Here is a 25975-nt window from a genome sequence, read left to right on the forward strand (position 1 = left end):
AAGTAGTCAGCTCTGACAAATTTTTAATATCTTTGGATTGCAGCATTTTTACGTATTTGGAATTACGCCTTTAAGATACTGTTTTTCAGAATCTTAAAGTAATAAAAATGCTGCACTTTTTAACTTTACAATGTTAATTATCAACACAATAGCTCCTGCGAAACTTTAGATACTAATAAAAGATGACTGGGGGGATTTCGTTTTTCATAATGACTATCCCTTACTTCCTTTAAATGAGTTGCAAGATTTTATTGATAAGAATGGCCATTTGCCAGAAATGCCAACTGCCGAAAAAGTTGCTGCAGATGGGTTGCAAACAGGCGAAACTATTAGATTGTTAAATATTAAGGTAGAAGAGTTGACGCTTTACTTATTGCAACAACAGAAAGAAATAGAAGCTTTGCGAAAAGATCTCGAAGAAAAATAACTCTATCGCTATGAAAAATTATTTGTCTTTTTGGAACCTGATTTTTGTTTCGTCAATTTTCATCTTTCTTGTTTCTTGTAAAAACGATGATGAAAATGAATGTTGCGATCCTTCAAATCCTGAATGTGAGAATTATGATCCGTGTTATGCGGTTGAAGAACCTACAGCTAAAATTCAAATGCGTGAGCAATACATTAGACCAGGTGAAGGTTTTTTTTGGGCACCTTATGATTCTGTTTTTTACAATGATGTTCAGTTTAGTTCGCCATACACAGGTCCGGAATATGAGCATACATGGTATCTTGGGTCAGAAATTATAACTGATCCGGTTTTTACTCGATCGCATCCGATAGAACGACCTCAATTCATTACCGTAAGTCATGTGATTACTTTTCCAGTTGATAGTGCTTGCTATGAAAATCTGACCGGTCGAGATAGTACTAGTGCTACTTATTATATTATAGAGTTTTGGAATGAATTTCTCTCTTATGGAAGGTTTAGGATGGTGTTTGAGAATGAGACAGACTCCTTTGACCTTGAATTGACTTGGATATACGAAGATGGCTCCCCTATAGGTATACCGCCCATTGAGGAAAATAATCCGTTGACTCTTGCCATTAACTTTCACAACCTAGGAGACACAATAGACATTCCTTTTGGTGGAAGAAATTTGGAGAACTTTCTTTCTGGTTCGGATGGAAATTTAATGCCAAGAGGATTACTCACGGTTGACTCTGTAGATAGACGTACAGTAACCATGGAATACCAATACTTAAACCAACCTTTCAAACTCTCTGGCAGAGTTTTGAATTAATGACGATGAAATATGAAAAAAGATATAATATTACTCATTATTGGTATTCTCATTGCAAGCGTTAACTCAATAGCTCAATGCGAGAAGGATATTTCAACTTATCCATTAAATCCAATTAATAACGAATTTCTGCCTCTAAAAAATGATTGGTATCCGAACAGCACAACCACCCCAAATCCAACACCATACACCATTAACTCGTTTTTAAACACGAGTATGAATTGGTCTCCTGGCACCGTTATTTCACTTGACCTGAATGCGGGGTGGGAGCATAATTTCGGAAATGCCAGTAATTACAACATGCGCAACCCTTTTGCAAACAATCATCAATCGAATCACCTCAATTCCGGAGGGGCACCAACAGATGAAAATGATCGAGATTGGCGATGGGAAGATGGCTGGGAATTACTCTGGATGAATACCGGAAAATACCCGAATGGTGATGCTTATGACAATCCGTCTACTGGCACATATTACGCTACGGGGAATGCTATAGACAATCCTTTAGATCCTGAAATTCTCGATGCTATAGCTCCCTCTAATGTACCTTATTTTGTTTTATATAATCGATATCGGGGAACTCTGAGACTTTTTGCAAATGTATGGCAAAACAATCTGTCATCAAGTTTTCAGGAATGGGCGGTAACTTTGAAATATTTAGATTTTGATCAAGTAAATCAGAATGTCTCAGGTCTTTTCCGTCATGCTTCACCATATGATTTACCTTTGGATCAACCATCTGAGTCATTTCAACAAATTGGTCCGAGAGTTCAGGCAATCAATTCTAGTGATTGGATTGTAGCTGAATTTCAAATGGCTTTTGATCCCTGTATTTGCTTAAGACAATATGATGGTTTAAAAACCCCGGGGAAAATCGAGTTTCTTTTTGAGACCATAGAAACCGTTGATATAGATTTATTGTCCCGTACAATAGAAACGGAAAATGCCATAACTGAAGCCAATCTGAATGACGAATTCTTGAATCTTTCTAAGATCGACCCTGATGACTATACCCCAGGCTCAGCCACCTACAAAAGGATGGATGATATGCTGACGAAATATCAAAATAAGTTAGATAGTTACAACGATGATATGGATGATTTCAATGAAGGTTGGAATAATGCTAAATGGGCTTTACTCGATGTCGGCAAAAACCTGATTACAAGCGGAGTGAATCTGGCAATTCCAGCAGGAAGCGTTTTTGATAATGTTCTCAAAGCAGAAGGGATATTTGATGGAGCCGACAGCGGTAATAAAATAACTAATAACGCTGTTAAGGGTTTAGTTGGAGCTGGTGTGGATTATGCTGCTTTCGAAGTATTTGGCAAGAAACCAACGAAGCCTGTAAAACCTTCAGCACCTATGGCATCATTTGCTGAGACATCATACAAAGGAGATCTTACCAGGTTATTTTACCAACGTACAACTCCATTGTTGATTCCAGGCGGAATAACTAATTATGAAGACAATGGATCACTTTTTGGGTATGGCAAGACCCAACTTTATCCAAGTAATTTTCCGGCTTATAATAAAGTGATGGGAATAAGTGCGTTGCTTAGAATGCCTGAATTTCAAATCTTTTTTGATTCTGATCACGAATTTGAAGAGGTTGCTAATAATGAGGACGAACTTAATCAGCTTCCACCCAGCGGCAATAATCCTCCGTATACTTGTATTATAGAAAAAGAAATTAGAGGCCACACTAGACTAAAATTAAAAGCTACTGATATTGAAATTGCTTTAAATAGAAGTCTTGATTTTGACTATTCTAAAACAAATTCATATGTTAGGATTGAAGCTACTTTAGTGAATGAGGTTCCTGAAATAGAAGATTGGAATTATTCTGGAAGCAAGTTTTTTCTAACTGAATATAATTCAAATAATTTCCATTTAGAGCATAATTTCCCTTTGGAGAACGGCGGTCTTATGAGAGAATTTGCATCAAAATGGATTCCGATATCTAAACTAAACCAGTACGTATACTCTCTAGATATTACTGATATAGCTAGATGGGTTTTTGAAACTCCACTAGCAGATGGAGTATGCTATAATCCAAATTATCAGCCCTTTACTCATTCAAAAATTAGAAATAGCGTAGCCCGAATAGAAATTAAGATTTTACAAGATAATTACTTTGATCAAGTTGGATATCTCGGAGAACCGGTCAATACAACTCAAGTCACTACCGTGGTGCTATTTGATGCAGAAGACCAGATTAACTTTCTAGACAATCCTCAATCTTGGAATCTAGAAGTGCCAGGCACCTTTGATGCGTATACATCAGGAATTTTATACTTAGGCGATGAAAATTTTTCGCCTACACATCCTGAAGTTACTGAAGTTGTTGGGAACGACCTCTTTGTTCGGGCTGAAGAAATATTTATTGACGGTGATTTAACTGTCACTCCACCATACAAACTAAATTTAGAGGCTCTCAATAAAATACAGTTGAGCAACTCGTCATCTTATGAGCCAAATACAACTATGAGAATTCGCAGAGATTTTTACAATTCTCCGATTTTGGATTATATTGATAATAGCGATGTTGCTAGTTTCTGCAATAATTCAAGCTCATATCAGGCTAACAATGTTGCTTCATCGTTAATGGTTGACATTAAAGACCGTATGAATGAATTGGCTACGCCTCTTTCAATTCAGGAGAAGTCAAAAGGCTTCATAGAAGTTTTTCCTAATCCTGCTAATGATGTATTTTATATTCGCTCCACAGGAAATGATATCTCGGCTATCACCCTTTTTGATTTGACAGGTAGGGTTTTAAAACAGAGAAACATTCAATTTTCATCTAATGAGGTTGAAATAGATCTTTCAGGAGTGGCTCCGGGAACATACATCATCAAGGCAGACTGTAATAATCAGGTATTTACAGAAAAGCTTATTGTCACAAAATAACTTTTAAAAAATAGCAGATTTGACCTAGTTGATGCTATTACAATGAATTTAGCTTTTCGCCCGGTTCTTCTAATATCCTCGATTTGAATGACGGCTAGGATGTTAAAACAATATAACACCTCCGTGAAAGCTGATTATTTGGGAAAAGGAAAGAAGAAAATCAATGTTCAGCTTTTTGAGCACCAAAATCCCCACTTGGGGTCATAAATCTACTATTTTACGACGTTTTATTTTTAACATAATCCTTCTGTCGATAAAATTTAGAAATTTAACTGATATATTTCCTTTTAGAACGAACTATCTATATTTAAATATTTTATCATATTTGCCCCCGTTGCCCCTTGCAAGATAACTTGCAAATCAATCACAGAGAAATTTTCGTACAGATTGCCCTTTAAACTACGCAGTATCACGTTACTGTTAGTCGTTTGAGGATTCTTCTATTTATTAAAGTTTAACCCCCCCCCCTTAAATGAAAATCGTTTTATTATCCCTATCGATTTTAGTATCAGCTTTTACTTTCGCTCAAAGTGGATGCGACGTCAGAATTGCTGACACATTAGAATTTCAACAGCTGGAAGCGGCAATGCAAATGCCCCAAACAGCATCAAGATCAAATTGTAATACCCTTCGGGTAGTTGTACACGTGGTGTATGACGGAGCAATGGATAATCTGTTTTACAGTGGACAGATTACTCCCGAGCAGGTAAAGAGTCAAATAAGAATTACAAATCAGTTTTTTGCCAACGATTCGCTTATGCAAAACGAAGGCGCTGCTCTGGACTATCAATTAAAACTCGCGGAGTACGACCCCGAAGGTAATCCCACTACCGGAATAATTTACCACGACGGCCACGAACTTTGGGGAGACGCATGGAGCAATTACGGATTGAAGAATAATAATGTAAATGCTATTTCGGCAGGCACGCTTACAGAGGCATTGAGCTGGGGCGAAGATGCGAACGGAAAGAAATACCTTAATTCTTATGTTGTAAGCAGCATAGATGGAAATATAGGCGGTGGCGTTCAGGCATATGCCTACTTTCCCACGACAAGCATCGTCTATGCCAATTATAATTTATACAACGCATTTGGTGCAGAACAACTCGAGGAGGAGTATGATCAAAATTTCAATTTAAAATCATATACCGATCTTGGCTATACCTGGACCCACGAGTTACTTCACAACTTTGCCGTTTTTCACACTTTTCAGGGTCAGAGTTGCTCTGAAGAGTCCAATCCATTAATCCAGGGAGACCGCGTGGCAGATACAGCTCCGCAAACACAGGGCTCCGGCTGCAGTGGGGCTTGTGGCGACATAAGCTATAACGTGATGGATTACCTTAGTCAAAGCTGCAAAACCCTTATTACCCAGGGACAGGCCGATAGGGCCGCGAGCGCAATCGAAAACAGCTTGATTGACTTTTTGGTGTGCGATGAAGAAGAAGATGGTGATGATTGCGCAGACAAAACAAGCGACTTTAATGGTGATGGAGTAACAAACCTACTTGATATCAGCCTCTTTAGCCAGAGCTTTGGATGCTCGGCCAGCAGCAGCTGTTACGATTTTGTTTATGATCTAAATTGCGACGGGAATATTAATCTTTTAGATTTTTCGCTGATAGCGTATTAACAGCTCCCTTTATTTTTAAAAAAATAGAAGCCCGTGCAGATTGCATGGGCTTCTTTTTAAAAATTTCTATTGCGTAGAAGTCAGGTTAGTTCTACTTCCGAATGGCGGCAACGCCAGGAAGTGTTTTTCCTTCCAAATATTCAAGCATCGCACCACCACCCGTAGAAACGTAGCTCACCTGATCTGCAAGTTTAAATTTATTAATCGCAGCCACAGAATCTCCGCCGCCTACAAGCGTGTATGCTCCGTTTTTAGTAGCATCAGCAAGCGCCTTGGCAATTGCTTCGGTACCTTTTGCGAAATTATCCATTTCAAAGACACCCATCGGCCCGTTCCATAATATAACCTTGCTCTTGGCAATAACTTCCGAAAACTTTTTTACGGCATCAGGCCCAATATCAAGCCCCATCCATCCGTCTGGAATTTCGCTTGAAGCACAAAGGTCTATGCTGGCATCGTTTCTAAAATCATCTGCAATCACAGAATCTGCCGGCAAATGAATTTCTACATTTTGCTCCTTGGCTTTTTTGATAAGCTCTTTTGCAGTTTCTAAATAATCATCTTCTACCAAAGAGTTTCCCACCTTTCCACCTTTTGCCTTTTCAAAAGTATAGCTCATTCCACCACCGATAATTATGTGATCAACAACCGGAAGGATACTCTCCAGAATGGTTATTTTGCTGCTTACTTTTGCTCCACCAATGATGGCCAGAACAGGCTTTTCTTTGCTGTTGAGCACTTTATCAAGACTCTCAAGTTCATTTGAAAGCAATTTTCCAAACATCTTATCTTCCGGGAAAAAATTTGCCACTATCGTTGTGGAAGCATGCGCTCTGTGTGCCGTTCCAAAAGCATCGTTTATATAGCAATCTCCGTGCTCGGCAAGCTGTCCGGCAAAAAATTCATCACCGGCTTCTTCTTCTTTGTGAAAACGCAGATTTTCGAGTAGAACCACCTCTCCGGCTGTGATGTTTGAGGTTAGTTCTTTGGCTTCATCGCCAATGCAATCGGTGGCAAAATTTGCTATGACTCCCAACTCTTTTTCGAGCGTTGGTATGATGTGTTTTAATGAAAATTTATCTTCAGGTCCATTTTTTGGTCTGCCTAGATGAGACATGAGCACCACCGACCCTCCTCCTTCCAAAACAGCAAGAATGGTTGGGATTGCTGCCTTAATTCGGGTAGAATCAGTTACTTCAAATTTGTCATTTAGCGGTACATTGAAATCAACACGTATCAAAGCGCGTTTATCAGTAAAATCGTAATCTTCTATGCGTTTCATCTATTTAATATTGCTACGCCGCAAAAATAGAAACATTTCGTAGTTAAAAATACGGGAGTCTTTAATCTAATCAATTTGTAGTGGGTTTAGCTCTTTCAAACAGCTAATCTCAGTACACATCGTAGTTGATCATTATACTCGTAAATTTTCAACCAATTAAAATTCTGTTAATCAATGCCTTACCGCACCTGTGCATTCCTATAATAAGGCTTTTTCAAGGAACGATATGGTGTGCGGCAGAAGCTCCCCTTCAGGGGTTGGGGGCGCGCGCAGGCATTGATAGCCAGTGGTTTGATCTTTTGAAAAACAAAAATATTCAGATTGTGATAAGAGAATTCCATCTTGAGCAGCATTTATGTTAACGTAACTGGGTTTAGAGCAAAAAAAGATGCGTTGCATTACTTACTTCGCTGCATTTCGACTTTGCTCAATGACCACGTGAGAGCGTTCCACTAAGTTGAGCGGTGTCGAAATGTGTGTAGAGATTAGTTTAAACCGTGGTTATAGCGGCAGATCAGAAATTAGCTGAAAAAACCTGATAATTCTTACCTTTGAGAATTAATTAGAATGCGTGTATTTTAAAGAAATAATAGGTCAGCAAGCTGTAAAAACCCACTTGATAAAAACGGTAAAGCAAGGTCATGTAAGCCATGCCTTACTATTTACGGGTGGTGTGGGCAATGGAAAACTTCCACTTGCACTGGCCTTTGCCGGATATATATTCTGTGAAAACAAAAGCGAAACAGATCGCTGTGGAAAATGTGCTGCCTGCAAAAAAATGGATGTGTTGGGTCATCCCGACCTACATTTTTCATTTCCATTTGTGAAAACCACCAGTATAAAAACCTGTAATCCACAGATGCGTGAGTTTATTAGCACAGTTGCCAAAGATCCCTATCTGGATTTACGCGATTGGGAATTGCAGATAGCCAGCGAAAACAAAAAATCTATTATCACAGCCGATGAAAGCAATGAGATTGTAAAACGTCTCACCCTTAAATCGTTTGCCGGTGGTCATAAGATTTTAATCATCTGGCATGCCGATAAGTTAAACCCATCTGCACAAAACAAACTGCTTAAAACGCTGGAAGAGCCTGAACCCAAAACACTTATTATTTTGGTTACCGACTCGGCCGAAGATTTACTTCCGACAATAAACTCGCGTACCCAGCTTGTACAATGCGAACATATATCAGATGAAGTGATGGCAAATGCGCTGGTAGAGCGTTTTGATACCGATAGAACCAATGCACTCAATATTGCCCGTATTGCAGACGGCGATTATGCCAAAGCGAAAAAGATGGTTGCAGCCAATCAGAGCACTTCCAAATATTTTGAGTTATTTTCGCAGTGGATGCGTGCGGCAGCCACAAACGATTATTACAAGATATTGACGGCTTGTGATAAAATTTCAAAGCTTTCGCGAGACGAGCAACAGAATTTTTTGGAATACGGACTTCAGTTCTTTCACCAAAGCATTTTATATGCTTATGTGGGTAAAGAGCAGGCACGTTTTGACAATGAGGCGGCGGGATTTGCAGTAAAATTTGCGCCGTTTATGGTGTCTAATGATCTAGCAGGTTTTCACGATATTTTGAGCGATGGCCACTATATGGTAAAGCGAAACGTAAATGCCCATTTATTATTCATGAAAATGGGCAGCGATATGGCAAAATTATTTAAAACACGCACACCTCAACACAATTCTTAATTTTGAACAAAATAATTGAAGAGCATGGGATGTGAAAGTTGTAGTAATGGAAAAGGTGGTACGCCCGCAGGATGTAAAAACAATGGCACCTGCTCAACGGGCGGTTGCAGCAAGCTGGCAGTTTTTGACTGGCTTGGAAATATGGAATTACCCGGCAATGCTACGCCGTTTGAATATGTAGAAATCCGTTTTAAAAACGGGAGGAAAGAGTTTTTTAGAAATGCCACCAAGTCATCACTAAACCCCGGCGATGCTGTGGTAGTAGAAGGTAGTCCGGGGCACGACCTGGGAATAATTTCGGCATCGGGCGAGCTGGCAAGACTGCAAATGGAGACTAAGCGGGCGATGAAAAACGCACGCGATTCTCGAAAAGTGTTGCGCAAAGCCACGTCCGAAGATATGGATAAATGGCGCGAGGCAAGAGGTCGCGAGGAGGATACTATGTATAAAAGCCGTACAATTGCTATCGCTCTGGGTCTCGAAATGAAGATCAGCGATATTGAATTTCAGGCAGATAATACAAAAGCCACTTTCTATTATACCGCTGAGGGTCGTGTGGACTTTAGAGAGCTGATCAAAAAGTTTGCGGATACCTTTAAGGTGCGCATAGAAATGAAGCAGATTGGCGCTCGCCAGGAAGCCGGTCGTCTGGGTGGAATTGGAAGCTGCGGCCGCGAATTGTGCTGTAGCACCTGGCTTACCGATTTTAGATCTGTTTCTACCAGTGCAGCGCGCTATCAGCAGCTTGCGCTAAATACTCAGAAACTTGCCGGACAATGTGGTAAACTAAAGTGCTGCCTCAACTATGAGCTTGACTCGTATCTGGATGCACTGAGCACTTTTCCTAAAAACTACAATAGGTTAAAAACCAAAAAAGGAATTGCAAACCACCTAAAAACCGATATTTTTAAGGGGATTATGTGGTATATCTATGACGAAGACGGGATATCTATCCCTGTACCATTGCACAAAGACCGGGTTGCAGAGATTTTGGAAATGAATAACGATGATAAGTTTCCTATCGATTTAAAATCATATGTAGAAACCGAAGAGCCCAAAGAAGTGGTATACGGAAACGTAGTAGGTCAAGATAGCCTTACCAGGTTTGATGAGGGCAAAAAGAAATCTAAAAACCGGAAAAAACGAAGAAACCCAAATCAGAAAGACGGTCAAAAGAAATCGCCTCAAGCAAATACCAAAGGCGCCTCAAACAGAGGTGATTCGCCGCAAGGCAAATCCAAATCAGACAACCCGGCCAAGAGTAGAAAAAACAAACCCAAACGCAGAAACCGGAATCAGGGAGATGCGGGAAAAGGAAATTCGGATAAAGGAAATGCCAATTAAAACTGTGAAAAGCTTTTCATTCATCTTTGCTTTTAGCGTTTTTGCTTCATTGATTTTAACATCGTGTGCCGATGATAATTTCATCTTTGAAAAGAATGTTGAAATTCCAAATGCGGAATGGCTCACTTCAGAAAAGGCTATTTTAAAAGTGGACATCTCTGACACGGTAAGCCAGCACAATTTTTACATCAATGTGCGCAATACCGAGGCATACCCTTATCGAAACTTATACGTATTTGTAAAAACCACTTTTCCAAATGAAAAAACTTCGCGCGATACGGTAGGCATCGTATTGGCCGATGCTACCGGAAAATGGATAGGCAGCGGAAGCGGTTTTTTAAACAGTAGCCGACACCTAACAAATACAATTTTGTTTAAATACAATAAGCGATTTCCAATTTCGGGAGAGTATGTGTTTGAAATTGAGCAAGCTATGCGAACAGACACGTTAAAAGGAATACAAAATATCGGGTTGAAAATTGATAAGCAACCAGTAAACCAATAAATCACACAAGTAATAAAAGCTTTTCGCGTTAGTAAAAACGAAAACAACGGTATGGAAGAAACTCCAAAACAAAAGAAGAAAGTATCGGGAAAGCTTGTCTTTCTGATCTGGGTTCTTGGGCTATTGCCCTTTATTTTGCTGGGATTGATGCTTTATTTCGCATCTAACAGCGACTTGCCTGATACGGTAGCCCTCGCCAATCCCAAAACAAATCTCGCCACCGAAGTTATTTCATCTGACGGGCAAGTGCTGGGGCGTTTTTATCTGGAAAATCGTACCAATATAAATTACAACCAGTTGTCTCCCTATATCATAGAGGGGCTTGTTGCTACCGAAGATGAGCGTTTTTACGAGCATTCGGGAATAGACTTGCGCGGAACAGCAAGAGCGGCAATTTATCTTGGTTCTAAAGGAGGAGCGAGTACCATTACGCAGCAGCTTGCCAAAATGCTTTTTACCGAAAGACCGGCAAATGGCTTTCAACGTGTTTTTCAAAAATTTCAAGAGTGGATTATCTCTGTAAAGCTAGAGCGCCAATACACAAAAGAGGAGATACTTACTCTCTATCTCAATAAATTTGACTGGATACATCAGGCAGTGGGAATAAAATCTGCAGCGTCGATTTATTTTAACAGCAGCCCAGACACTTTAAAAATTCAACAGGCTGCAATGCTGGTAGGAATGGCTAAAAACCCGGCTCTTTTTAACCCCATTAAGCGCCCGGAAATTACAATCAAACGACGGAATGTGGTTTTAAACCAAATGGTTAAGAACGGATATCTTGATAGAGCTTCCTACGATTCACTAAAAACGCTCCCGCTGGGTCTCGACTTTCAAACTGTTGATCACCAGGAAGGTCTGGCTCCATATTTCCGTGAAATTTTGCGCGGTGAGCTAGGGCAGCTTTTTGAAGAAAAAAACGAAAATGGAAAATTCAAGTATTCAAAGAAAAACGGCGAGCCATACAATATGTACCGCGATGGGTTACGGGTTTTCGTAACTATAGATTCGCGTTTGCAGGCTTACGCCGAAGATGCGGTAAAAAAACATCTTGGTGGCGAGCTACAGGCACAATTTGCCAAAGATGTGGAGCGTAACACCCACCCACCATTTTCAAACGACCTCTCTGATGAAGAGGTAGAACGCATAGAAGTAACAGCTTTGCGCCGTACACAGCGATACCGCATAATGAGCGGAAAAGAATGTCCCAATTGTCACCGACGCGTAAATATTGAGCCGCATAAAATTGATGGACATGTGGGCTATATCTGCGAGAACGAAGACTGCCTTGAGGAATGGAAGTCTGTGCCAAAAGACAGTATTGAAACGTATTTCAGAACAGAAAAGGTCCCTATGAAGGTATTTACCTGGAAAGGAGAAAGAGATACCTTGCTTACGCCAATGGACAGCATTCTTTACTACAAAGGCCTGCTGCAAGCGGGATTAGTGAGCATTGACCCAAAAACGGGTTTTGTAAAAGCATGGGTAGGCGGCAATAACTACAAGTACTTTCAGTACGACCACGTAAAGCAGGGAAAACGACAGGTAGGCTCTACCTTTAAACCCTTCGTTTACGCTACAGCAATTCGCGAAGGCTACTCGCCTTGTTATGAAATTCCAAAAGTGCCTACTACTTTTCACGCCGGTACATTTAACCTGCAGCAAGATTATACTCCTCACGATCCCGGCCGCGATTATGGATATATGGTTTCTTTAAAATGGGGTCTGGCCAATTCTATAAATACTGTTACAGCTTGGGTAATGAAGCAATTTGGCCCGGAGGCAATTATACAACTTGCAAAAGATCTGGGGATTAAAAGCCATATGGATCCCGTTGTATCACTTGGCTTTGGAGTTGCCGACCTTTCGCTTATGGAAATAACATCTGCCAATGCTACTTTTGCAAATATGGGCGTACATATCGATCCTATTTATGTGCTTAGAATTGAAGATAAAAACGGAAATTCGATTTACAATACCCAACCCGAAACAAAGGAAGCGATGGATGAACGTACTGCCTACACCATGCTTAGCCTTATGGAAGGAGTGGTTGATGGGGTTTACAACAAGCATCAGGGCAAAACTTCGGGCACGGCCATTCGCCTGCGCATGGATTTGCCCACCCGAGATTACGACGGCTTTGACCGCTCAATAAAGATTGCCGGAAAAACCGGAACGACACAGAATCAGTCTGATGGTTGGTTTATTGGGCTTACGCCCGATTTGGTTACCGGAGTATGGGTAGGTGCCGAAGATAGAAGCGTACATTTCCGTACCTTGCAGCTCGGGATGGGTACAAACATGGCGCTACCTATTTGGGGTTACTTTATGAAGGCGGCTTATGCCGATAAAGACGTAAACATCAGCCAGTCTGACTTTGAAAGACCTGAAGGAATTACCGTAGAACTAGATTGCGATGACTACGCACGAAATAAGAATATGTTTGATGCCCAGGACGCACTTTCCTGGTAAAAGTTTGAAAATATGAATAAAGTTGTGGCAAATGCCAAAGAAGCAATAAAAGGAATAGAATCTGGAATGACTTTGATGCTGGGCGGTTTTGGCCTTTGCGGAATTCCTGAAAATTGTATTTCTGAACTTACTAAAACGGATATTAATAATCTAACTTGCATTTCAAACAATGCCGGTGTCGATGACTTTGGCCTTGGTCTTTTATTGAGAAAAAATCAGATTAAAAAAATGATTTCTTCATACGTAGGCGAAAACAAGGAATTTGAGCGCCAAATGCTTAGTGGAGAGCTTGAAGTAGAGCTCATTCCGCAGGGCACCCTTGCAGAAAGATGCCGGGCGACAGGTGCAGGAATTCCTGCTTTTTTTACTCCTGCCGGTTATGGTACTGAAGTAGCCGAGGGAAAAGAAACGCGCGAATTTGACGGCAAAATGTATGTGCTTGAACAAAGATTTGACGCCGATTTTGCCATCGTCAAAGCCTGGAAAGGAGACACAGAAGGGAATTTAATTTTTAATGGCACCGCCCGAAATTTTAATCCACTTATGGCTACTGCCGGAAAAATTACCATTGCCGAAGTCGAAGAACTGGTTCCGGCAGGTGAATTAGATCCCAACTGCATTCATACACCAGGCATATTTGTACAGCGCATATTCGAAGGCAAAAATTACGAAAAGCGTATTGAGCAACGCACTGTGAGACCACGTGAATAATCGGGTTGTAAATCCGATAAGAGCATGACACAAATCCTTAACCGAAACATTTTTGCACTTACCGCTATTCTGGTTTTTATTTATCTAATAATCAGAAGCATCACTGTACCCATTTCGCACGACGAAGCCGCTACTTTTTTCCATTATATCCAGTCAAATAAATTCGTTCCCTACTACACGCTTTGGGATGCCAATAACCATTTCCTGAACTCGCTTTTGGTCTATCCCCTCTATAAAATTTTTGGAAGTGATCTTTTCTGGCTTCGACTTCCAAATCTCATTTTGTTTCCGCTTTACGCCCTATTCGCTTATAAGCTAACCACCGAGATCAAATCAAATCTGGTTCAACTCCCTACGTCAATTGCACTAATCACAGCTCCTTTTCTTATTGAGTTTTTTGCCCAATCACGCGGTTACGGACTTAGTTTTGCATTCCTACTCGGAGCCATTTACTATATCAATGCTTTCATAAAATCAAAATCGCCACGCCACCAGCTACTTATTTGGGTTTTTATTGCCTTAACGGTAATGGCCAATATGTCATTGATGAATACTTTTCTAATGATTCTCGGCGGAATTTTCCTACTGCTCCTTTTTAAAGGGAAGAAGAATTTCAGCCGCTCTAACTGGGTTGTCTTTGTGATGTTTGGTCTCATCCCTTTTGTCTTTGCCACAATTTACGCACTCGACATGAAGGAAATGGGGCTGCTCTATTATGGATTGGGCGATGGATTTGTCAAAGTAACGGTAAAAAGCCTTTTTCGATTTGGCTTTGACACAGAATCGATGACACTTGCGTGGATGGCTACAATTATTGGGCTTATCGCCTCCGTATCTCTTATCGCCGCATTTGCGCGTAAGCATTTTAATTTTGCCAATGCGGGTATGATTGCAGCCGTTTTCCTTTTGGGAAATGCTTTGGGATCAATACTTCTGAACTTTATGATGGATGTAAACTTTCCCGAAGACCGGATAGCCATTTATTTCCTTCCACTATTTATTCTCACTTTTGGGTATTTCGTAGACCATGTTTCCACAAAATACCGCAAGTTTAAGTGGACTGTCGTACTTTTAGTCGCTTTCCCAATTAGCATGTTGGCCCAGCTCAATCTTGGTTACACCCTCGGTTGGGTTATTTATCCGGTGTCGATTGATGCGTATGATTACTTTAATGCCGAACGTGAAAAAAGTGACACCCCTTTAATAATAAGCGGCGACCGGCTCTTGTCTATGAGCTGGGGCTACCACAATGTGCGCGCCGATATAATGGGCGTTCCTTTTGCCGAAGACTGGCGCGATACATTTCACCTTTCAGATTATATTCTCTGCCATCCCATGAATTGTGTCAAAACCGAAGCTGATTACGATTTGGTTTTTGAAGATGAGAGCAACATGAAAATTTACAAGCGCAAAGCCGATCTAAACCTTACTCCGATTTTTGAACTCGACTCTACGCTTTACTTCAATGACGATTTTGAGTATCACAATATTTTGGATACCTATAATGATACCGTAATCAGAAATGCAAATATTCTCGAAGTGGAAATTAAGGTCGCTTCTCCCAATATTCCGTTGAATACCGAAATAATCATTACCAGCTCAAACCCTACCAACAATAAGCTTTACTACGATATTGTTCCATTGAAATGGATTCAAAACAGTTGGGACGGACAAACTTTACACTTTCGAAGACCAGTGTCGCTACCAGCAGAAAGTGAACGCTTTGTTGTTTATTTTTGGAATATCGATAAGGTGCAGCAGGAAATTACTGTTATAAATGTTCGCTTGTACCATGGAGAAGTTGTGGAATAGGGTTGCTTTCTTGAGTTTTCCACACCCTTCGGGTTTTTATCATAACCACTTGCTTATTAACGTCTCACGCGCCCCCAATCCGCTCCGCTGGGCATGCGCCCTGCGGCCATTATTATTCAATTAAATTTGGATAAGTGTTACCGTAGAAATATAATATCTCTAGAGTGAAAACATTTTCCGCAGGGTACCTACCGCTGCGGAGCGCACACCTCTATACGACTTGGCCACCGCTCCGACAATCAGTGCGATCCGCTCCGCTGGGCTTGCGCCCTGCGGCCATAATTATTCAATTAAGTTTAGATAATTGCTGCTTTAGAAATGTACTATCTCTAGTTTGAAGATGTTTTCCGCAGGGTAAATACCGCTGCGGAGCGCACACGACTAAATGACTTGGTCGTCAACACTTTATCAAATTCGTCAATGATAGACTTAGAACAAGATGAGAAATTGATTTCCAATAAAATTTACTGACAATAATATTTATTCTAGAAATGAAGAGCACCGATTTTATTATAACCGAACTAACCTTCAAATTCCAAAACCAAAAACAAAACTGGATTCCTTATCTTTACAAATTAAAATAAGCGAAGATGGGATTAACAAAAGATCAAATTGCAAAACGCATTGCCCGCGAATTGAAAGATGGCTATTACGTGAATTTGGGAATAGGCATTCCCACCCTTGTTGCCAATCATGTTCCCGAAGGAATTTCAGTTGAATTTCAATCCGAAAATGGAATTCTGGGAATGGGTCGTTTTCCGCTTGACGGAGAAGAAGATGCCGATTTGATAAATGCCGGAAAGCAAACCATTACCGCCAAGCCCGGCGCTTCGTTTTTTGATTCTGCCATGAGTTTTGCAATGATACGCGGACAGCACGTTCAGCTTACCGTATTGGGTGCCATGGAAGTTTCTGAAAATGGAGATATTGCCAACTGGAAAATTCCCGGCAAAATGGTGAAAGGCATGGGTGGCGCCATGGATTTGGTTTCATCTGCCGAAAATATTATAGTTGCCATGCAGCACACCAACCGCGAAGGCGAAAGCAAATTGCTTAAAAACTGTTCTCTTCCGCTTACAGGCGTGGCTTGCGTAAAACGCATTGTAACAGATCTTGCGGTACTTGATATCGATCCAAATGGCGGGTTTATTCTTAGAGAGATTGCACCGGGAGTAACTCTTGATGAAGTGAAGGCAGCAACTGAAGGAAAATTGATTATTCCAGATGATGTGGTGAATGTAGAGGTGGAGTGAAATCAGAATTCCTTTGATAAGATTCAAAGTTTTGAAATTAACACTTTTCAGCAAAAAATAAAAAATCATCTTGACCAGTAACTTCAAACTTAACCGAAGCACCCTTGTCGCACTTCTTGTAATCGGCGCATTTCTAATTTTTGAAACTAGCCGCGTAATAGGTGATGGAGGCGCTATAACGTGGGATGCCTTTGGTTTCTATTACTATTTGAAACTCATTTTTGTAGATCATTCTTTAATTTTAGAAAGCTTAGACTCTATAAAGCCGATTTTCGAAAAATACGATCCGAGTACCACACTTTATCAGTTTACAACCCTTCCCAATGGTAGAATAATAGTGAGGTACCCCATCGGTCAAGCCTTATTATATCTGCCATTCTTCATTATAGCCCATATTACAGCTTTGCTAAGCGATTTTCCCGCCGATGGGTTTTCGAAACCTTATGATATTGCTATGCGCATTGGTGGCCTGATATATCATTTTCTCGGTTTCTATTTTGTGGGCAGAATACTCCGATTACACTTTAGTGATAAGGTAGTTGGAATTACCCTTGTAGTTCTATTTTTCGGTACCAATGCCTTCAGCCTTTTTATGGGTTCAGCGCTATCTGCTCAAGGATCGTTATTTTTTCTGGTTGCATGGTTTATTTGGCTGGTTGACCGTTATTTTAAAGAAAAGACAAATGGCCTAATCATCGGCGTGGGATGTGTGTTTGGACTGATTTGCCTGAATAGGCCTACTGATTTTGTCACACTTATTCCCGCCATTCTGTGGCCGCTTACTATTCCGGGTTTATTCCTAAAAGAAGAAATTAAAAGTTTTTTCAAACGTAAAAAGCAGGTTTTTCTTCTTATAGGAACGATTGTGTTTTTCGCATTTATTCAATTCGGTTATTGGAAATATGCAGGTGGCTCTTGGTTTATAGACAGCTACGGTAATCCGGCTGAAGGATTAGACTTCTTGAGCCCGCATACCATTCCATTTTTATTTAGTTTCAAATCGGGATGGCTGGTTTATACACCATTGATGATTTTAGTTCTCATTTTTCTTATTTACAAATCTTACAAAAAGGATAGAACGATGCAGGTTGTTCTGATTTACACCGTCCTTTTTATATATCTGGCATCTTCATGGACTAACTGGTGGTATGGCAATGGATTTTCGCAAAGAGCAATGGGTCAGGCCTATGCCTTATTGAGTATCCCTCTGGCAGGATTAATTAATTTTGCATTCTTTAAGAAACACAAATTTTCATTTTTGCCGGCAATACTTATTCCCGTGTTTGTAGTTTTAAGCATTTGGCAAACCAAACAATTTCACAATGGAGTTCTCACTGGTGAAACTGTTACTGCAGATTACTACTTTGCCAGCTTTTTTGATCTGTACCAAAATCCGGAAAATAAAGATTTGCTGGGGTTTAGCCATTACGACATATATATGCAACCTAACTATAATTTGCCCGATGGATATGAGCTCGCCAACACAGTTGAACTTGCAGTTGATGAAGAAAATCAGAACCTTGCTGGTAATGAGTGGCCAAAAGGTTTTTCGATACCCTATAAAGATTTGTCTGATGCCGATTATTCCTTCATTCTTTTTTCAGCAGTTTTTGAGGGATCTCCCCCCAAAAGCGCTGTACTCGTCACCACTTTTAATCACAATGGGGCTTACGGCTATCAGGGCAGAGACTTTCCTCAAGTATTAGTTGATACCAATTTTGTGGCCAATCTTTATACTGCTACATCAGTGTATCTTACTCCTCCAATGCGCAGCACCAACGATAAATTTAGTGCATACCTTTGGAATAGAGGTTTGGAGGCTGGAATCTTAAAAGAATTAAGATTAGAAGTTTTTGTTAAATCTGAAGATAATTAGAACACCTTATTTCGTGATCGACACTTGTTCTAAAGTATAACATGAAAGCCTTCCAAAATAATATTCCGTTTCTTTCTGCCATACTCGTAGGTCTCATTGCTATGCCAATCGCCCTACTGGGTTTTGACTTTTCTTTTTATCCCGGCGATTTAGGCGACGCGCGCTTCAATATCTATTTGCTTGAGCATGGATATCAGTTTTTATTGGGAAAGCACGAATGGTATTGGAACGCCCCTTTTATGTATCCGGTTGAAAACGTGATAACAGTCTCTGATAATTTGCTGGGTACTGTTCCGGTTTATTCGGTGTTTAGGGTTCTTGGCTTCGACACATTCACATCCTTTCAACTCTGGTTTATAGCGGTGTTCGCGCTTAATTTTACCGCCGCATATTGGCTATTCAATTGGTTATTTAAAAATAGGTATGCAGCAGCTGTGGCCGCTTTTATATTCGCATTCTCCATCTCGTCACAATCCCAGATGGGGCATGCCCAAGTTTTTGCAAGATTCTTTATTCCACTTGCTTTTCTTTTCATTTTTAAATTCGGAAAAGAGTTGAAACCCAAATATTTTTTTCTTGCTGCACTTTGTGTTGTAGGTCAATTCTATTGCGGTATTTACTTGGGAATGCTAACCATTTTACCTTTCGTAGCAGTTACACTCACTTTAGTAGCGTGGCGATATAAGCTACTTCTTCAAAACGTAAAAAAGCTGAAGTGGTGGGGATTTATGGTAGCTTCAGTCATAGTGAATGCCGCCTTGCTATTCAAATTAATGTGGCCATATTATCAGCGGTCTTTAATCTCTCTACCCGATTCTTACGAAAATATATTCGTCACTCTTCCCAAATTTATTTCTTACGTTTTTGCCAAAAACGGTAGCCTGCTCTGGAAAAGTTTAGAGGCAATTGCTACTGACATTCCTGCTTGGTATAATCATCAGCTATTTCCAGGCATATTTGTTTGTATTTCGCTCATGGCAGCATGTTTTCTTCTATTAAAATACAAGGAGAAAAATCGATTGGAAATAAGTCTGCTGTTTATCGCCGGCCTTGTCACCTTGCTCTTCTTTATTCGCGTTGACGATTTTACACTTTATCAATACATTTATAAAATTCCGGGTTTTCAGTCCCTCCGCTCCTTAACCCGAATAATCGGAATTGACCTTCTCTTTTTTGGACTTGTGGCAGGAATATTTGTAAAATATTTGACTGAAAAATTCCCAAAAAGGCAGATGGTGATTTTTCCATTGCTTCTGGGCTTTATAGTGCTCGACAATTATGTTGATCCCAAAATGACCTATAGATCTCCCAAAAATATTGCTCGCGAAAGGGTTGATGCTTTAGTCGCAAAAATGAATCATTTGCCTGCCGGAACACTCATATCGTATGAACCCGAAATTGTAGACAACGGCGCTGCCATTCAGCTCGATGCCATGCTTGCATCACAGGCATTAGAACTGAAATGCCTGAATGGTTACTCTGCTACTTCACCGGCAACCTTTACGCCTTATTGGATTGAACCCAATGCAGAAAACCGGGGGTACTGGCTTGAAAGTGTAGGGATTGATCCTGACTTGCGGGTGGTTATAAAATGATTTTCCAATTGAAATTTATTCGCTCGATTCACATGACTGCCAAGTTTATAACCCCAAAAAATTACCCCAAAATCAATTGCGTGAATCAGATAAATAAAATAATACCTTTGCGGTTTGGTTCTATAAGTAGAAATACCCTATGAAACAACTGTCTATCGCAATACCTGCTTACAATGAGGGAAGAACGATTCACCTTATTCTCGACAAGATAAAAGCTGTTACGCTCGATCAGGGTATTCAAAAAGAAATAATAATTGTGAATGACGCCTCAACTGACAATACTGAAGAAGCTGTTCAAAATTATGTGAGTCAAAATCCTGAACAAAATATTCAGTTTTTTAACCAGCCTAAAAATATGGGTAAAGGTGCGGCATTGCATCGTGCAATAAAAGAAGCAACCGGAGATTATATCATAATTCAGGATGCTGATCTTGAGTACGATCCCCGTGAGTACAACCTTTTATTAAAACCTATTTTGGAAGGTTTTGCAGATGTTGTTTATGGCTCTCGTTTTATTGGCGGAAACCCCCACCGCATCCTTTTCTTCTGGCATAGCATTGGAAATAAAATGCTTACCACAATTTCTAACGTGCTAACAAATCTGAATCTTACAGATATGGAAACTTGCTATAAATTAGTGCGTGCCGATATGCTAAAGAGTTTAGCTTTAAAGGAAAACAGATTTGGCTTTGAGCCAGAAGTTACCGCCAAGCTTTCGCGAATCGAGAAAATTAGATTCTACGAAGTGGGTATTTCTTATTACGGACGAACCTATGAGGAAGGCAAGAAAATAGGCTGGAAAGATGGTTTTAGAGCGATTTACTGTATCCTGAAATATAACTTATTCTCAAAGTAAATTTGCAATTCACTGTGTATGTTTGGTTCCAAACTTTCTCGGCAAAAGCTTGAATTGACTGAGAAAAAACCAGTTGACTTTCTTCTAAAGAATGAAAAATCCATTTTTTTAGCAGTTTGCATCTTTACCCTTTTACCAGTCTTCGCAGGACAATATTTCGTAACGCTAGATGGACCCTCGCATTTGTATAATGCGAAAACCTGGAGCTTTCTTGTATTTGATTCCAATTCATTTTTACATGAATATTACAAGATTAACGCATTGATGCCAAATGTGATAAGTCATTTTGCTCTCTCTCTATTACTCACCTTTCTGCCAGCATTTATAGCTGAAAAGATATTGGTCGTTACCTATGTCTTTCTATTCGCTTATTGCTTTAGATACCTTTTAAAATCATTTCGCGAAAGCAATATTCTACTCACTTATCTCATTTTTCCATTTATCTTTTCATACCCGTTTATATTGGGTTTTTACAACTTCAGCTTTGGCATTGTTCTTCTCTTTTTCACAGTTGGTTATTGGCTTAGGAATAATCACAAGCCTTTTTCATGGTCTTTTGCTGTAGGATTAACTGCTCTGGTTTTTCTAACCTACACAGCTCATCTTGTACTTCTCGGCATCCTACTGATGATGCTTGCGTTGGATATTGCTATTGCCTTTTTTCATTCTGCGAAAGTAAAACGGTACGACCTGATTAAAAGCCGTATAATTTCAGCGATCATAGCATCTATATTGCCTTTGTATTTTGTTTATCAATATTTCGCTGACCGCCCCATTTCAAAATCTATTTTTAACTCCCTCGATATTTCTACTTTACTAAAGCATCTTTTTGATCTTAGACCAATTATAGCTTTTAACACAGTTAACGAATTACCCTATTCCCGGATTATTGTTTTCGTTTTTTTAGGCCTGATCATAATCAGTCTAGTTAATCGATTTCGAAATAAAACCAATAATCAAGATAAACCAATCAGTATTCCTGAGAAATCCAAACGACTCTTTGCCGGTTTTGCTCTACTAACTGTTATTATGCTATACTTTTTTCTGCCCGATTCAGATGGTCGTGGCTCTTATGTCTCTCTTCGACTGGGATTGCTGATTTTCCCTTTTTTAATACTCGTTTTATCCCTTCTGAAGTTTTCTCGCCCTACCCTTATTGTTTCTATTTCAATAATATTGTTGGCACACTTTGTTCTCGTGGCACAATATGCAGTGGTAAACATGCAGATAAATCCTTCCATTCAAGAAATATCAGAAGTATCTGAATTGATAGCGCCAAACTCGGTTGTGACAGTACTAAATGAAACTGATATATGGTTTATGGATCATTACTCAAGTTATGCAGGGCTGGAAAAGCCGATGGTCATTCTCGACAACTACGAAGCTGATTATGGATACTTTCCTGTAATTTGGAATCATGATTCTTTCCCACACCTCACCATCCATGAAAATGAAACGGGCGAAATACCTTGTCTCAATTTCAGATCTAACCTCAGTGGAAAAAGCCTGCCTGTCAATTATTTGCTTATAATTGGCAACTCAATAAATTTCTCTGAAAGTTGCCCTGAACTGTATCGCTTTATATCATCAGAAGATGTAGAAGCACTTCACCATTCAAGTCAGTATAGTCTGTATAAGCTTTAAGCTATTCGTCTTTCTTTTCCATTTTATAAATGGTGCAAATCGTATTTTTACCTCTGCGAATGGTATAAACATCCATCCCCCAATAGAAAAGTGGATTTTCTGGATGCCATCTGTAATTTGTTATGTAATAGTCATCCTTGGATTTATCATTAGTCCAAAAAGTCATGTTTAATCTGGCTCGTTCGTCGGGTTTTAATAATGCAACATTTATTTCGGGAGTTGGGTTTAGCGCTCCTACATTGATAATAGCCGACGTATCGTTTTCTAAAATATAGCGCAGAGCCTCTACATTTGCTATACCCCAATAGTCCATTTCAAAGTGCCTGCGGATGTATTCAGATTCTTTAAACTCCAATAATGAATTGAAATACACATTTTGATACGGGAAATAATACACGCTGACACCTACAAAGTAGAGCAAGGTAACGTAGGTAAACCCTTTTAGCCAATTAAGTGCCGCAAGTTTATGCAACGCAAAAATCATGAGCAACACGAAGCCTGCATACACGAAAAAGATCTGTCTCCAGCCATCGTACACCACTGAGTGGAAATAAATGACAGCTAGAAACGGAGCAATAAAACAAGCAGCGTAGGCCAAATTATTTCTCGTAGTTGTGTTTTTAAGATATTGTAATGGTTTCTTGACAAAGCCAAATAGAACGAAAGCGCCGCCGGTTATTCCCAAAAACAAAAAGAGAATAGGCGTAGTAATAGTAAACCATTCAGGAAGATAATACCAGGGAAGCGCATCCGCCTTTATCATATCTCCATTGAGTAGTACTGTTCCGTTCCATCTAAAATCCCGCATATTATTAAATGCTTCGAGGAAATTATCAATAGGTGCCGGCCATAAAAACGGCCAGGTAGCATATAATGTCAGCAAGCTTACAGAAACAAACGTGATGAGATACAGGCTATTCCATTTCCAGCGCTTTTCTACAATCATGTCGAGAAGTAAAAAAGCGGGTACAATGCACAATAGCATTACTCCCATAATGCGCAGGTTAATTGTAATACCAACTGATATAGCAAGAAGCAGAAAGTATATCCACCGCTTTCGTTTAAACGCTAGAGCGAGAAAATAAAACGAAATAAAAAACATGGTAAGAAAAGGTACATCCTTGGTGTTAATGAAAGAATGAGCGTAAAGCCTGGGGTGTAGCACAATCATTAGAAATGCCACTGCGGCGAGCATTTTATTCTTGTACAACAAGTCGACCAGAAAAAAACAAAACAGCGCCCCGATCAAAAAGAAAATATGTGTAGCCAGATGTCGAAAGAGATAAATATCGTGCGAATCTGTTAAGCCAAGTGCTTTCTCGCCTATAATAAGTACGATTTCATACGCTGGACCATAATCCTTATCGCTCCAGGTTAATAGACCCTCGTCATCGTGAAACATATAGTAATAATTCACTTGTCCGGTTCCGCGTTGCATCGGGTCATCCCAAGACAAGCCGTAGCTATCGTAAGTCAAAACACCAATAATCAGTGTTATTCCAAATAGAATAAGGCCTAAATATTTGTAAATAGAACCCCATGTCGGCGATGCGAAAAACGCTGGTCTCTGAAACATAGTACCCATGTTAGTTTATTTGTAGTGTTTTCTAATTTTCAATAGATCTATTGGAATTCGGATAATGTCTGCTTTTGAAATCTTGGAATCGCCCATTTCAGTCCACGCATCTAAAGGCATCTCTAAAACGAGAGAATAAACTGCTTCTTTGCCTACCTTTTGTTTTAAACGAATAAGTATCTCCACATCAAAAAGCCATTTTGTCATAAAAGGCTTTTCAATTATACCGTTTAAAAAGTCTGGTTTAAACACTTTGGCTCCACATTGCGTATCGTAAAATGGCAGGTTTATTGAAGCGCTAATCAATGTTGCAAAAAATCGTCCAATGATATGTCGCTTCACAGAGCGGTCAATATTAGAGCCCATTTTCTTCATGCGCGAACCAAAAACTGCCTGATAAGAGCCTCTTAGCAATGTATTGTTGAGCTTCTTGAACTCTTCAAGCGGTGTTGCTAAATCGGCATCGAGAAAACCTATTGTTTCAAATTCATCCCTACTTTTTAAAGCGAGAAGTCCTGCACGTACTGCTTCGCCTTTGCCCTTGTTTACATCCAGATTGAGAAGTGAAAACTGAGTGGGGTTCTTTTGGCAGAAAGCCGAAACTACCACTGCCGTTTTATCTGTACTCCCATCGTTAACAAAGCAAATGTGATACTCATTATTCGCAGAAGCGAAGGCCTCAAAACTTGCTAAATCAATCCGCTGCGCCTCGTTGTAGCAGGGAATTACGATTCCTGTTTTTGCTGGCATATTGTATAGCATGAAAGTCCCGAACCACGAATACCCAGACTGCGTAATCCTTTAAAAAAATGGTAGTCTAAAAGCAATGTGCTATATATAAGCTTATCAACCAGAAATACCGGCTTATAGCTGCTTATTCCCTTTTGGGCCTTTTCATCGTTGCCTATGTTTAATCTTTTCTGAATATAACGAGCAGAAACTAATGAAAAGAAAAAATAACCGCTCTTGAGTGATTTTAAGTTGCATACTTCTAAAGTCTTCAAAAGTGTCGATACCGTGTGTCTTCTAAAATGCTTCAAGAAAACATCGTGCGCACTAAAAAGGCTTTGATGAGCAGGTACAGTAATCAAAACCTTTGTTTTTGAATCAATTACATCTTGTGAAATTAAGGCTTTTAGAAACCCCTTGTCATCTTCAATATGCTCTATTACATCTAAAAGAAGAATAATATCAGGGCTGAAATTGGGGTTAGCAAGCTTGTACTCATCTTGAGAATCGTAAAGAGAAATATTTGCATCGCCAATCTGTTTCATCAGCTCCGCCTTTATCTCAGGCGTATATTCGATGTCGATACAGTGCACTTTCAATTCCGGAAAAATCCGCGTAAGCTCATATACCATATAGGCATCGCCCGATCCGATATCAAGTATATGCAGGCTGCTCGTCTTCTTTCCAAAAGTTCCTTTCAGCATGTCGGCGATTACTTTAACTCGTGCACGCTCCCAGGGATGTCGCTGTTCGCGCCAATTGGGATTATTATTTAATTCGCAAATGTCCATTTAAAATTTTACAAAAATAAGACGATTAAATTAA

Annotated in this window: 19 protein-coding genes; 15 read left to right on the forward strand and 4 right to left on the reverse strand. The window is 39.8% G+C overall.

The window, feature by feature from the left end; genetic code table 11:
• The first annotated feature begins 238 nt into the window (after nt 1-238).
• From G3O08_RS17280 to G3O08_RS17295, 4 genes are all read left to right on the forward strand, one after another.
• Entirely contained in the window at nt 239-427 is a 189-nt protein-coding gene (locus tag G3O08_RS17280) for a hypothetical protein (RefSeq protein ID WP_163286711.1), read from the forward strand.
• 10 nt (nt 428-437) lie between these two features.
• Nucleotides 438-1241: a hypothetical protein gene (locus tag G3O08_RS17285; protein WP_163286712.1), complete on the forward strand. Its 804-nt coding sequence runs from the start codon at nt 438-440 to the stop codon at nt 1239-1241.
• Nucleotides 1242-1541: 300 nt separating this feature from the next.
• The gene (locus G3O08_RS17290) at nt 1542-4151 is read left to right on the forward strand and encodes a T9SS type A sorting domain-containing protein (protein ID WP_163286713.1); all 2610 of its coding nucleotides are present in this window, start codon (nt 1542-1544) and stop codon (nt 4149-4151) included.
• Between the two features lie 472 nt (nt 4152-4623).
• Entirely contained in the window at nt 4624-5784 is a 1161-nt protein-coding gene (locus G3O08_RS17295) for a dockerin type I domain-containing protein (RefSeq protein WP_163286714.1), read from the forward strand.
• Between the two features lie 91 nt (nt 5785-5875).
• On the opposite strand, the gene G3O08_RS17300 is transcribed toward G3O08_RS17295, so the two are convergent.
• Nucleotides 5876-7066: a phosphoglycerate kinase gene (locus G3O08_RS17300; RefSeq protein ID WP_163286715.1), complete on the reverse strand. Its 1191-nt coding sequence runs from the start codon at nt 7064-7066 to the stop codon at nt 5876-5878.
• Nucleotides 7067-7637: 571 nt separating this feature from the next.
• Here G3O08_RS17300 and G3O08_RS17305 point away from each other — a divergent pair.
• The 11 genes from G3O08_RS17305 (at nt 7638) to G3O08_RS17355 (ending at nt 22845) form a co-directional block, all read left to right on the forward strand.
• Entirely contained in the window at nt 7638-8777 is a 1140-nt protein-coding gene (locus G3O08_RS17305; protein ID WP_163286716.1) for a DNA polymerase III subunit, read from the forward strand.
• 24 nt (nt 8778-8801) lie between these two features.
• Complete coding sequence (locus G3O08_RS17310; protein ID WP_163286717.1) at nt 8802-10121, forward strand: PSP1 domain-containing protein; 1320 nt, start codon at nt 8802-8804, stop codon at nt 10119-10121.
• Nucleotides 10122-10125: 4 nt separating this feature from the next.
• Nucleotides 10126-10626, forward strand: a complete 501-nt coding sequence (locus tag G3O08_RS17315; protein WP_163286718.1) for a gliding motility lipoprotein GldH — start codon at nt 10126-10128, stop codon at nt 10624-10626.
• A 51-nt stretch (nt 10627-10677) separates the two neighbouring features.
• Complete coding sequence (locus G3O08_RS17320) at nt 10678-13098, forward strand: penicillin-binding protein 1A (protein ID WP_163286719.1); 2421 nt, start codon at nt 10678-10680, stop codon at nt 13096-13098.
• A 12-nt stretch (nt 13099-13110) separates the two neighbouring features.
• Nucleotides 13111-13809, forward strand: coding sequence for a CoA transferase subunit A (locus G3O08_RS17325; protein WP_163286720.1), 699 nt, complete (start codon nt 13111-13113; stop codon nt 13807-13809).
• Nucleotides 13810-13833: 24 nt separating this feature from the next.
• On the forward strand, nt 13834-15621 hold the full coding sequence (locus G3O08_RS17330) for a hypothetical protein (RefSeq protein ID WP_163286721.1): 1788 nt from the start codon (nt 13834-13836) through the stop codon (nt 15619-15621).
• Between the two features lie 590 nt (nt 15622-16211).
• Nucleotides 16212-16874: a CoA transferase subunit B gene (locus G3O08_RS17335; protein ID WP_163286722.1), complete on the forward strand. Its 663-nt coding sequence runs from the start codon at nt 16212-16214 to the stop codon at nt 16872-16874.
• 70 nt (nt 16875-16944) lie between these two features.
• A complete protein-coding gene (locus G3O08_RS17340) occupies nt 16945-18750 on the forward strand; it encodes a glycosyltransferase family 39 protein (RefSeq protein ID WP_163286723.1) in 1806 nt (601 codons plus the stop codon).
• Nucleotides 18751-18791: 41 nt separating this feature from the next.
• The gene (locus G3O08_RS17345) at nt 18792-20345 is read left to right on the forward strand and encodes a hypothetical protein (protein ID WP_163286724.1); all 1554 of its coding nucleotides are present in this window, start codon (nt 18792-18794) and stop codon (nt 20343-20345) included.
• A 139-nt stretch (nt 20346-20484) separates the two neighbouring features.
• Nucleotides 20485-21201, forward strand: a complete 717-nt coding sequence (locus G3O08_RS17350; protein WP_163286725.1) for a glycosyltransferase family 2 protein — start codon at nt 20485-20487, stop codon at nt 21199-21201.
• Nucleotides 21202-21384: 183 nt separating this feature from the next.
• Complete coding sequence (locus tag G3O08_RS17355) at nt 21385-22845, forward strand: voltage-gated chloride channel family protein (protein ID WP_204336926.1); 1461 nt, start codon at nt 21385-21387, stop codon at nt 22843-22845.
• 1 nt (nt 22846) lies between these two features.
• Here G3O08_RS17355 and G3O08_RS17360 read toward each other — a convergent pair whose 3' ends face one another.
• From G3O08_RS17360 to G3O08_RS17370, 3 genes are read right to left on the reverse strand one after another with little or no spacing between them, the layout of a single operon-like run.
• Complete coding sequence (locus G3O08_RS17360; protein ID WP_163286727.1) at nt 22847-24421, reverse strand: ArnT family glycosyltransferase; 1575 nt, start codon at nt 24419-24421, stop codon at nt 22847-22849.
• A gap of 15 nt (nt 24422-24436) precedes the next feature.
• Complete coding sequence (locus tag G3O08_RS17365) at nt 24437-25171, reverse strand: dolichyl-phosphate beta-glucosyltransferase (RefSeq protein WP_163286728.1); 735 nt, start codon at nt 25169-25171, stop codon at nt 24437-24439.
• The gene (locus G3O08_RS17370) at nt 25147-25941 is read right to left on the reverse strand and encodes a class I SAM-dependent methyltransferase (protein ID WP_163286729.1); all 795 of its coding nucleotides are present in this window, start codon (nt 25939-25941) and stop codon (nt 25147-25149) included. The genes G3O08_RS17365 and G3O08_RS17370 overlap by 25 nt, the downstream gene beginning before the upstream one ends.
• Nucleotides 25942-25975 lie beyond the last annotated feature (34 nt).

Source organism: Cryomorpha ignava, assembly GCF_010686655.1.
GTDB lineage: Bacteria > Bacteroidota > Bacteroidia > Flavobacteriales_D > Cryomorphaceae > Cryomorpha > Cryomorpha ignava.

What these genes read in the sequence shown, in the direction of transcription:
- G3O08_RS17285 (WP_163286712.1), top strand. Translation starts at nt 438, where the DNA reads ATGAAAAATTATTTGTCTTTTTGGAACCTGATTTTTGTTTCGTCAATT.
- G3O08_RS17290 (WP_163286713.1), top strand. Translation starts at nt 1,542, where the DNA reads ATGCGCAACCCTTTTGCAAACAATCATCAATCGAATCACCTCAATTCC.
- G3O08_RS17295 (WP_163286714.1), top strand. Translation starts at nt 4,624, where the DNA reads ATGAAAATCGTTTTATTATCCCTATCGATTTTAGTATCAGCTTTTACT.
- G3O08_RS17300 (WP_163286715.1), bottom strand. Translation starts at nt 7,066, where the DNA reads ATGAAACGCATAGAAGATTACGATTTTACTGATAAACGCGCTTTGATA.
- G3O08_RS17310 (WP_163286717.1), top strand. Translation starts at nt 8,802, where the DNA reads ATGGGATGTGAAAGTTGTAGTAATGGAAAAGGTGGTACGCCCGCAGGA.
- G3O08_RS17320 (WP_163286719.1), top strand. Translation starts at nt 10,678, where the DNA reads ATGGAAGAAACTCCAAAACAAAAGAAGAAAGTATCGGGAAAGCTTGTC.
- G3O08_RS17325 (WP_163286720.1), top strand. Translation starts at nt 13,111, where the DNA reads ATGAATAAAGTTGTGGCAAATGCCAAAGAAGCAATAAAAGGAATAGAA.
- G3O08_RS17330 (WP_163286721.1), top strand. Translation starts at nt 13,834, where the DNA reads ATGACACAAATCCTTAACCGAAACATTTTTGCACTTACCGCTATTCTG.
- G3O08_RS17335 (WP_163286722.1), top strand. Translation starts at nt 16,212, where the DNA reads ATGGGATTAACAAAAGATCAAATTGCAAAACGCATTGCCCGCGAATTG.
- G3O08_RS17345 (WP_163286724.1), top strand. Translation starts at nt 18,792, where the DNA reads ATGAAAGCCTTCCAAAATAATATTCCGTTTCTTTCTGCCATACTCGTA.
- G3O08_RS17350 (WP_163286725.1), top strand. Translation starts at nt 20,485, where the DNA reads ATGAAACAACTGTCTATCGCAATACCTGCTTACAATGAGGGAAGAACG.
- G3O08_RS17360 (WP_163286727.1), bottom strand. Translation starts at nt 24,421, where the DNA reads ATGTTTCAGAGACCAGCGTTTTTCGCATCGCCGACATGGGGTTCTATT.
- G3O08_RS17365 (WP_163286728.1), bottom strand. Translation starts at nt 25,171, where the DNA reads ATGCCAGCAAAAACAGGAATCGTAATTCCCTGCTACAACGAGGCGCAG.
- G3O08_RS17370 (WP_163286729.1), bottom strand. Translation starts at nt 25,941, where the DNA reads ATGGACATTTGCGAATTAAATAATAATCCCAATTGGCGCGAACAGCGA.